This window comes from Streptomyces sp. OR43, assembly GCF_008042275.1.
GTDB lineage: Bacteria > Actinomycetota > Actinomycetes > Streptomycetales > Streptomycetaceae > Streptomyces.
Map to the genome: position 1 here is coordinate 617584 of NZ_RDBK01000008.1, position 7667 is coordinate 625250.

Consider the following 7667-nt stretch of genomic DNA (forward strand, 5'->3'; position numbering starts at 1 on the left):
TCGTGCGCTTCCTGGCCACCCAGCACGGCCACGCCGAGCAGGTGTTCCGGACCCTCTCCTACTTCGACGGAATCAGCTTCGCGGCCCGGGCGGAGATGCCGGCCCTGTACTCGGTGGCCCTGATGGACCCCATCTGCCCGCCGTCCACGGTCTTCGCCGCCGCGCAGGCCGCCGAGGAGGCCGCGGCGCAGGGCAGGGCCTGGCCGTACATCGAGGCGGTGCTCGCCCGCACCGCCGAGCTCGACCGCGCCGGCGAGCCCCTGCTGATCGAGGTGGCGGGGGAACTCGGTCTGGACGCCGTGTCCCTGTTCGACCTCCCCCTGGACCAACTCCGCGCCTACCGGCCGGAGTCCGGCGAGCCGGACGACTTCGACGCCTTCTGGCGCCGCACCCTGGACGAGGCCGCCGAGCACCCGCTGGATGCCGAATTCATGTCCTACGACGCCGCGTTGAGCAACGTCGAGGTCCACGACGTGTCGTTCGCCGGCTGGGGCGGCCACCGCATACGCGCCTGGCTGAACCTGCCCGCCGGAGCCGAGGGCCCGCTGCCCGCCGTCGTGCACTACCTCGGCTACGGCGGCGGGCGCGGACTGCCTCTCGACCACCTGGTCTGGCCCGCCGCCGGCTGGGCCACCCTGGTCGTGGACACCCGCGGCCAGGGCGCCGTCAACAGTCACTCGGCGGGCTCCACCGCCGACCCGCACGGTGGCGCCGGACCGCAGTCGCCGGGCTTCATGACCCGCGGCATCCTCGACCCGGACGACTACTACTACCGTCGGGTGTTCACCGACGCCGTGCGCGCCGTCGAGGTGGCCCGCGCCCACCCGTCCGTCGACCCGGACCGGATCGTCGTGCACGGCGGCAGCCAGGGCGGCGGCATCGCCCAGGCCGTCGCGGGGCTCAGCCCCCACGTCAAGGCCGCGCTCGTCGACGTACCGTTCCTGACGCACTACCGGCGGGCCGTCGAGATCACCGACAAGGACCCGTACCAGGAGATCGTGCGCTTCCTGGCCACCCAGCACGGCCACGCCGAGCAGGTGTTCCGGACCCTCTCCTACTTCGACGGAATCAGCTTCGCGGCCCGGGCGGAGATGCCGGCCCTGTACTCGGTGGCCCTGATGGACCCCATCTGCCCGCCGTCCACGGTCTTCGCCGCCTACAACAACTGGGCCGGTCCCAAGGCGATCGAGGTGTACCCCTGGAACGGCCACGAGGGCGGCACCTCGGTCCACCGCGCCGCGCAGCTGCGGATGCTGCGCGACCTGGGCTGACCGGGTACGGCCCGGGGAAGCGGGGGAGCGGAGCTCCGACCGCCCGGCGGGGTGGCGGAGTCCCGCAAGCCCCACGAGGGAGCGGAACTCCGAAAGCCTGACGGGTGATCGGACGCCGGAGCGATTCGGCCCACCGTGTCAGGGGTGAACTCCCGTCACGAAAAGGTGTGTTGATCGCCAACCGGGGTCCCTCTGCGTCATGATCGTCCCGAGATGGTGGACACCTCCCGGGGCGATGCCCCCGCACCCCCAGCCGAAGAGCCGCGTGGCTGCCTCTTCGCGCTTTCCCAGCCCCCTCTGATGATCTTCCTCACGGTGATCGGCGGCCTGCTGCTGATGGCCGCGTTGCACGATCTCTTCGTGCTGTGAGCCGTCAGCCGGCCGCTTCCCTGCGGCGCGCCCGGTACGCGGCCACGTGCAAGCGGTTACCGCACGTACGGCTGGAGCAGTAGCGGCGGGAACGGTTGCGCGAGAGGTCGACGAAGGCCTGTCGGCAGTCCGGCGCCTCGCAGCGCCGCAGCCGTTCCGTCTCGCCCGCCACGATGATGAAGGCGAGGGCCATCCCGCAGTCGGCCGCCAGGTGGTCGGCGAGCGAGGCGTCCGGTGCGAAGTAGTGCACGTGCCAGTCGTAGCCGTCGTGGTTGCTGAGCTGCGGCGTGGTGCCCGCGGCGGCCACCAGCGTGTTGACGAGCGAGGCGGCGACCTGTGCGTCGGCGGCGGCGAAGACCTCGGCGAACCGCGCCCGCACGTCGTGGACGGCGCGCAGGTCCTTCTCGTCGAGTTCCTTCACCCCGCTCACCCGGTGGCGTCCGGCGAACGCGTACAGCGACTCGGTGTCGGCGAGCCCGTCGGGCGGCTCGCCGCCCTCGGGCTGCCCGCTCTCCGGCGCGGTGTTCACCAGATCGACCACCACTTCGAGGGCGATCCGGGTGTCGTGGGGGATCAGCACGCTTCCGCTCCCTGGCTCCGGCGGGACCGGACACCCGCCGATGCCGGCTGACTCTACTGGCTCACCCCCGGTGCGCCGGGGCGCGAGGGGCCCGTGAGGCCCGCGAGGAAGGCCTGGCGGCCCCATGGGCCTCGACGGCACGGACAAGCGCCTGGACGGCGCGTGAAGGCCCTGACGGACCTCGCGAGGGTGCCGAGGGTGCGCCAGAGGCGGGAGAACGCGGACCGGCGCCGCCCCCACGGTGGATTCCGTGAGGATGGCGCCGGTGTCAGCCGTATGAGGTTGTCCGCGCGGCGCCGTCTCCCCGAGTCGGACGGCACCGTGCGGCTCTCGGCCTGGCTCAGCTCTCGGCCAGGATGTGTGAGAGCTCCGTATCGAGATCGAAGTGACGATGCTCGGTCCCGGGCGGAACCGCGGCGTCGGTCCTTTTCAGGAACGACTCCAGGGCCCGCGCGGGGGCCTCCAGCAGGGCTTCGCCCTCTGGAGAACTCAGTGCGATGCAGACGACGCCCTGGCCGTGACTTCGGGATGGCCAGACGCGGACGTCTCCGGTGCCGGTGGGCCTGTGCAGCCCCTCGGCAAGGAGGTCACGGGCGAAAACCCACTCGACCGTCTCCTCCGCTCCGGTGTGGAAGGTGGCGTGCACGGCATACGGATCGGCCGTGTCATACCGCAGGCCCGCGGGTACAGGCAGTGAGGACTCGCTCGACACAACGAGGCGCAGGTGCAGCTCGCAGCTGACCGTGGTGTTCATAAGCGCCAGGGCCTTTCGCTCAGTGTGCGCTCGGGGATTCGCACGTCGGCGAAATCGACATGCCACCTACGGTGGCGTTGTAAACCCCTCTGACCGTTTTGTGATCCTTCAGGTAGCTCGTACAGGGGTGTGTAACTTTGAGTCATGCGGCCATTCCGGTGACGAGAAGCGTTCGGGTAGGTTGACCCCCATGAATGCGGAGAGTGACGAGCGGGACGGGGCTGCCGCACCGGCGGATCCGGCGCCCGCGGCGGGGGAAGAGCGCGCGAGCGTGACGGGGGACGTCACGGAGGGTGTGGCCAAGGAGGACCGGGAGCTCGGATCCCGGGCGCCCGGGTTCATCAAGGCGTCCAGGACCCTGCACCTGAGCTGGCAGGTCGGTGTGTTCGTGGTCGGCCTGGCGGTCGTGGCGGCGGGCATCGTGATGCTGCCGCTGCCCGGCCCCGGCTGGCTGGTGATCTTCGGCGGTATGGCGATCTGGGCGACCGAGTTCGTCTGGGCTCAGCTGGTGCTGCGCTGGACGCGCCGGAAGGTCACCGAGGCCGCCCAGCGCGCGCTCGACCCCAAGGTGCGGCGGCGGAACATCGCCCTCACGGCGGTGGGGCTCGTGATCATCGCGGTGCTGGTGGGGATCTATGTGTGGAAGTTCGGAATCGTCATGCCGTGGAAGATCGACGAGTGACCTGGGGATGGTCGGGGAACGCCGCTGACATGGGGTAATGTTTGGCGTGCGCCCGGGCGATTAGCTCAGTGGGAGAGCGCTTCGTTCACACCGAAGAGGTCACTGGTTCGAACCCAGTATCGCCCACCCCGGACCGACGGCCCGGAAGCTTCCAGAAGCTTCCGGGCCGTCGGCATTTCCGGGTGTCCCGTTCAAGCGCTTCGATCGATTTTCGTCCCAGCCATTGACGTCGCCGGTGCCGCTCCTTACTTTGACCCGGCAAGCGCTTTCTAAAACGATTCAATCAAGCGTAGGGGCGAACTATGTCTCGGAACCAGGGCATGGACCGGCGGCAGATGCTGAAGCTCGCGGGCTTCTCGGCTGCCGGTCTCGGGCTGACCGCGGCCGGCTGCGGCTCGGGCGGCGGCTCGAACGGGCCGGTCACCATCCGGCACGCCTGGTGGGGCGCCGACGACCGGGCGAAGAAGGTCCAGGAGTGCGTCAAGCTCTTCGAGAAGAAGCACCCGAAGATCAAGGTGAAGACGGACTTCCAGCAGTACCCGGACTTCTGGAAGAAGTTCAACACCCAGGCCGCCGGCGGCAACCCGCCGGACGTCATACAGAACGCGGTGACGTTCCTGCGCAAGTACGAGGCGAAGAACGTCCTGCTCGACCTCAACCCGCAGGCGAAGAAGGGCAACCTCCAGCTGGAGGGCTTCCGGGCCGGCCTTGAGAAGTTCGCCGAGATCGACGGCAAGCTGCTCGGCGTCCCGGTCGGCAGCAACTCGATGTCCCTCGTCATCGACGAGAAGGTCTTCGAGAAGGCGGGCGTCGACCACAGCCTCGGCTGGACCTGGGACGACTGGTACGCGGGCCTGCGGAAGATCAAGTCCGGCCAGGGCATAGCCGGCGACTCCGGTCCCCACGGAGTCATGTACCTGTACGACCTGGTGCTGCGGCAGAACGGCAAGGCCTTCTTCACCGAGGAGGGCATGGGCTTCGGCGAGAACGAACTGCTGCCCTACTGGACCGAGGCGCTCGCCCGGGTCAAGGCCGGCATCTACGCCGACCAGCAGAAGGTCGAGCAGATCAAGCCCGCCTCCGCGCTCGCCAAGGGCCTGTCGGCCGGTGAGTTCACCTGGGACAACTTCTCCGTCCGCTACAGCGCGGAAGGCAAGAGCAGCTACAGCCTCGCGCCCATCCCGACCACCGACGGCAAGAAGACCGGCCAGTACCTCGGCTCGCTGATGCTGAGCGGCACGGCCCGCACCAAGCACCCCGCCGAGGTCGCCACCTTCATCAGCTTCATGACCCACGACCCCGCGGTCGCCCGCATCATGGGCTACGACCGCGGAGTCCCCGCCACCACCGCGCAGTTCGAGGCCTTCCAGCCCACCGACGCCCCGAGCAAGGCGATCGGCGCCTACGAGACCGAGATCGCCAAGGCCGGTGTGCTGGAGCCCATCACCCCGCACCCGGCCGGTGCCGACGTCGTCGAGGCGGCGTTCCTGCGCATCGCCGGCGACATGTCCCTGGGCAAGGCCTCGCCGGAGGACTCCGTCAAGCAGTTCTTCTCCGAGGCGAAGACCGCCCTCGCCTCGAACTGAGAGGAATGACGCGGTGACTCACATCCAGACCTCCACGAGCGGCCCGGTCCTCGACAAGGACCTCGCCGCCGTGGAGCGGAGCGGCCCGGGACGCACGACCCGCCCTGCTCCGCGACCGCGGGGCCACCGCGAGAATCTGACCGGCTATCTCTTCATGTCGCCCTGGATCGCGGGCTTCCTGTTCCTGATCGCCGGGCCCATGGTCTTCTCGCTGTACCTCGCGTTCACCGACTACAACCTGTTCGACGCCCCGAAGTGGGTCGGCCTGAAGAACTTCACCGACATGTTCGCCGACCCCCGCTGGCGCCAGTCGGTCAAGGTGACCTCCTGGTACGTGGTGATCGGCACCCCGATCAAGCTGGCCGCCGCGCTCGCCGTGGCCATGCTGCTGGCCCAGAAGCGCTGGGGCCAGTCCTTCTACCGGGCCGCGTTCTACGCGCCGTCGCTGATCGGCGCGAGCGTCTCGGCCGCCATCGTCTGGCGCGCCCTGTTCTCCGACGACGCCGTCGTCGACCGGGGACAGCAGCTGTTCGGCATCGACGCGGGCGGCTGGATCGGCGATCCGAACATGATCATCTACGCGCTGGTGGGCCTCACGGTCTGGCAGTTCGGCGCCCCGATGGTGATCTTCCTGGCCGGTCTCAAGCAGGTCCCCAGGGAGCTGTACGAAGCGGCGAACGTGGACGGGGCCAGTGCCTGGCGAAAGTTCTGGAGCATCACCCTGCCGATGATCTCGCCGGTGCTGTTCTTCAACGTCCTGCTGGAGACGATCCACTCCTTCCAGATCTTCGGATCGGCCTACATCGTCAGCAACGGCAGCTGCGGCCCGGCCGACGCGACGCTCGTCTACACCTGTTACCTGTACGACCAGGGCTTCGCGAACAGCCGCATGGGCTTCGCCTCCGCCATGGCATGGCTGCTGCTCGTCGCCGTGGGCCTGGTCACCGCCGTGCTGTTCTGGTCCCAGAAGCGCTGGGTGCACTACGAGGAGGGGGGCCGATGACCCCGATGGACACCACCGCCGTACGACGCCGGCTCCCCGGCTCCCTCGCCTGGCACCTCGGCGCCCTCGCCATCCTCGCGGTGGTCCTCTACCCGGTCGTGTGGACGATCGGCGCCTCGTTCAAGCCGAGCGAGGACATCGTCGGCGCGCTGAACCTCCTGCCGACCGACCCGATCACCGACAACTACCGGCGGCTCGCCGACGGCATCGCCGACATCCCGATCTGGAAGTTCTTCCTGAACTCGGCCTACATCTCGGTCGGTTCCGTGATCGGTGTCGTCATCTCCTGCTCGCTCACGGCCTACGCCTTCACCAAGGTCCGCTTCGCCGGGCGCAACGCGATGTTCGCCATCATGATCGGGACACTGCTGCTCCCGTATCACGTACTGATCATTCCGCAGTACGTGATGTTCCAGAAGCTGGAGCTGATCAACACCTTCACTCCGCTGCTGATCGGCAAGTACCTCGCCACCGACGCGTTCTTCGTCTTCCTCATGGTCCAGTTCATGCGCGGGCTGCCCAAGGAACTCGACGAGGCCGCGCGGCTGGACGGCTGCGGGCACCTGCGGATCTACTGGTCGATCGTGATGCCGCTGTGCCGGCCCGCGCTCATCACCAGCGCCATCTTCACCTTCATCCAGGCCTGGAACGACTTCATGGGCCCTCTGCTCTACCTCAACGAGCCGGACAAGTACACCGTCTCCATGGGGCTGCGGATGTTCATCGACCAGGACGCCGTCGCCGACTACGGCGGCATGATCGCGATGTCACTGGTGGCCCTGCTGCCGGTCCTCGCCTTCTTCCTGGCCTTCCAGCGCTACCTCATCGACGGCATGGCCACCTCCGGCCTGAAGGGCTGAGCACCAGTGGCGACGAAATCCCCCGCCGCGCCCAGGACCTCCTTCGTCCGGGAGCGATTCAGCGTCTTCTCCGAATGCCTGCTCACCGGCGTGTGGATCACCGTCGCCGCCCTGCCGCTCGTCACGTTCCCCGCGGCCTTCGCCGCGGGGAGCCGGCACCTGCGCCGCTACCTGGCCGGGGAGACGGGCGGGATGCGGGAGTTCGCCGCCGACGTACGGGAGGCGTTCCGCAGCGGCTGGCGGATCTCCCTGCTGTGGTGGGCGGCGCTCGCGCTGCTCGCCTTCGACTGGCAGGTCGCCCGGTCGGGTCTGCTCCCGGGCGGCCGTCCGCTCATCGCCGTGAGCCTGCTCGGACTGCCGGCCGTGGCCGTCTGGGGACTGCGTACGGCCGCCGCCTGGCACCCCGGCACACCCTGGACGGCCACCGCGCGGGCGGTCCACTTCAGGGAGCCGTCGGGCCATTTGGCGGTGGCCCAGGTCTGGACGGGGATGTCCTTGCCGTCGGCGGTGGCGAGGGCGAACTTCTGGTCGGCCGGGTAGCGACCCTTGGCCCAGGGGACGC

8 protein-coding genes, 1 tRNA gene and 2 pseudogenes are annotated in these 7667 nt (G+C 69.0%); 8 read left to right on the top strand and 3 right to left on the bottom strand.

The genetic code is table 11. The features are described from left to right. The 3 genes and pseudogenes from EAO72_RS06815 to EAO72_RS41805 all read left to right on the top strand — a co-directional run. Positions 1–161 (top strand): annotated as a pseudogene (locus EAO72_RS06815) (acetylxylan esterase); the annotation flags it as partial. Between the two features lie 138 nt (positions 162–299). Next, entirely contained in the window at positions 300–1271 is a 972-nt protein-coding gene (locus tag EAO72_RS06820; RefSeq protein WP_148016461.1) for an acetylxylan esterase, read from the top strand. A 213-nt stretch (positions 1272–1484) separates the two neighbouring features. Next, the gene (locus EAO72_RS41805; RefSeq protein WP_164494018.1) at positions 1485–1640 is read left to right on the top strand and encodes a hypothetical protein; all 156 of its coding nucleotides are present in this window, start codon (positions 1485–1487) and stop codon (positions 1638–1640) included. 4 nt (positions 1641–1644) lie between these two features. On the opposite strand, the gene EAO72_RS06825 is transcribed toward EAO72_RS41805, so the two are convergent. Together EAO72_RS06825 and EAO72_RS06830 are read right to left on the bottom strand one after the other, a co-directional pair. After that, entirely contained in the window at positions 1645–2220 is a 576-nt protein-coding gene (locus tag EAO72_RS06825) for a CGNR zinc finger domain-containing protein (protein WP_148016271.1), read from the bottom strand. Positions 2221–2560: 340 nt separating this feature from the next. Continuing rightward, the gene (locus tag EAO72_RS06830) at positions 2561–2974 is read right to left on the bottom strand and encodes an SsgA family sporulation/cell division regulator (RefSeq protein WP_003959770.1); all 414 of its coding nucleotides are present in this window, start codon (positions 2972–2974) and stop codon (positions 2561–2563) included. Between the two features lie 190 nt (positions 2975–3164). Between EAO72_RS06830 and EAO72_RS06835 the strand changes: the two genes are divergently transcribed. The 5 genes from EAO72_RS06835 to EAO72_RS06855 all read left to right on the top strand — a co-directional run bounded on the left by EAO72_RS06835 (position 3165) and on the right by EAO72_RS06855 (position 7105). Next, the gene (locus tag EAO72_RS06835; protein WP_148016272.1) at positions 3165–3656 is read left to right on the top strand and encodes a TIGR02611 family protein; all 492 of its coding nucleotides are present in this window, start codon (positions 3165–3167) and stop codon (positions 3654–3656) included. A gap of 54 nt (positions 3657–3710) precedes the next feature. Further along, positions 3711–3782: transfer RNA gene (locus tag EAO72_RS06840), tRNA-Val, on the top strand. A 176-nt stretch (positions 3783–3958) separates the two neighbouring features. Then, on the top strand, positions 3959–5242 hold the full coding sequence (locus EAO72_RS06845; RefSeq protein ID WP_148016273.1) for an ABC transporter substrate-binding protein: 1284 nt from the start codon (positions 3959–3961) through the stop codon (positions 5240–5242). Positions 5243–5255: 13 nt separating this feature from the next. Further along, entirely contained in the window at positions 5256–6245 is a 990-nt protein-coding gene (locus EAO72_RS06850; protein ID WP_410090093.1) for a carbohydrate ABC transporter permease, read from the top strand. After that, on the top strand, positions 6242–7105 hold the full coding sequence (locus EAO72_RS06855) for a carbohydrate ABC transporter permease (protein WP_148016274.1): 864 nt from the start codon (positions 6242–6244) through the stop codon (positions 7103–7105). The genes EAO72_RS06850 and EAO72_RS06855 overlap by 4 nt, the downstream gene beginning before the upstream one ends. A gap of 419 nt (positions 7106–7524) precedes the next feature. Here the strand turns inward: EAO72_RS06855 and EAO72_RS42855 are convergent. Continuing rightward, positions 7525–7667, bottom strand: a pseudogene (locus EAO72_RS42855) (RIFT barrel domain-containing protein); the annotation flags it as partial.

Coding starts and splice junctions, on each gene's coding strand:
- EAO72_RS06845 (WP_148016273.1), top strand. CDS start 3,959: ATGTCTCGGAACCAGGGCATGGACCGGCGGCAGATGCTGAAGCTCGCG.
- EAO72_RS41805 (WP_164494018.1), top strand. CDS start 1,485: ATGGTGGACACCTCCCGGGGCGATGCCCCCGCACCCCCAGCCGAAGAG.
- EAO72_RS06830 (WP_003959770.1), bottom strand. CDS start 2,974: ATGAACACCACGGTCAGCTGCGAGCTGCACCTGCGCCTCGTTGTGTCG.
- EAO72_RS06835 (WP_148016272.1), top strand. CDS start 3,165: ATGAATGCGGAGAGTGACGAGCGGGACGGGGCTGCCGCACCGGCGGAT.
- EAO72_RS06855 (WP_148016274.1), top strand. CDS start 6,242: ATGACCCCGATGGACACCACCGCCGTACGACGCCGGCTCCCCGGCTCC.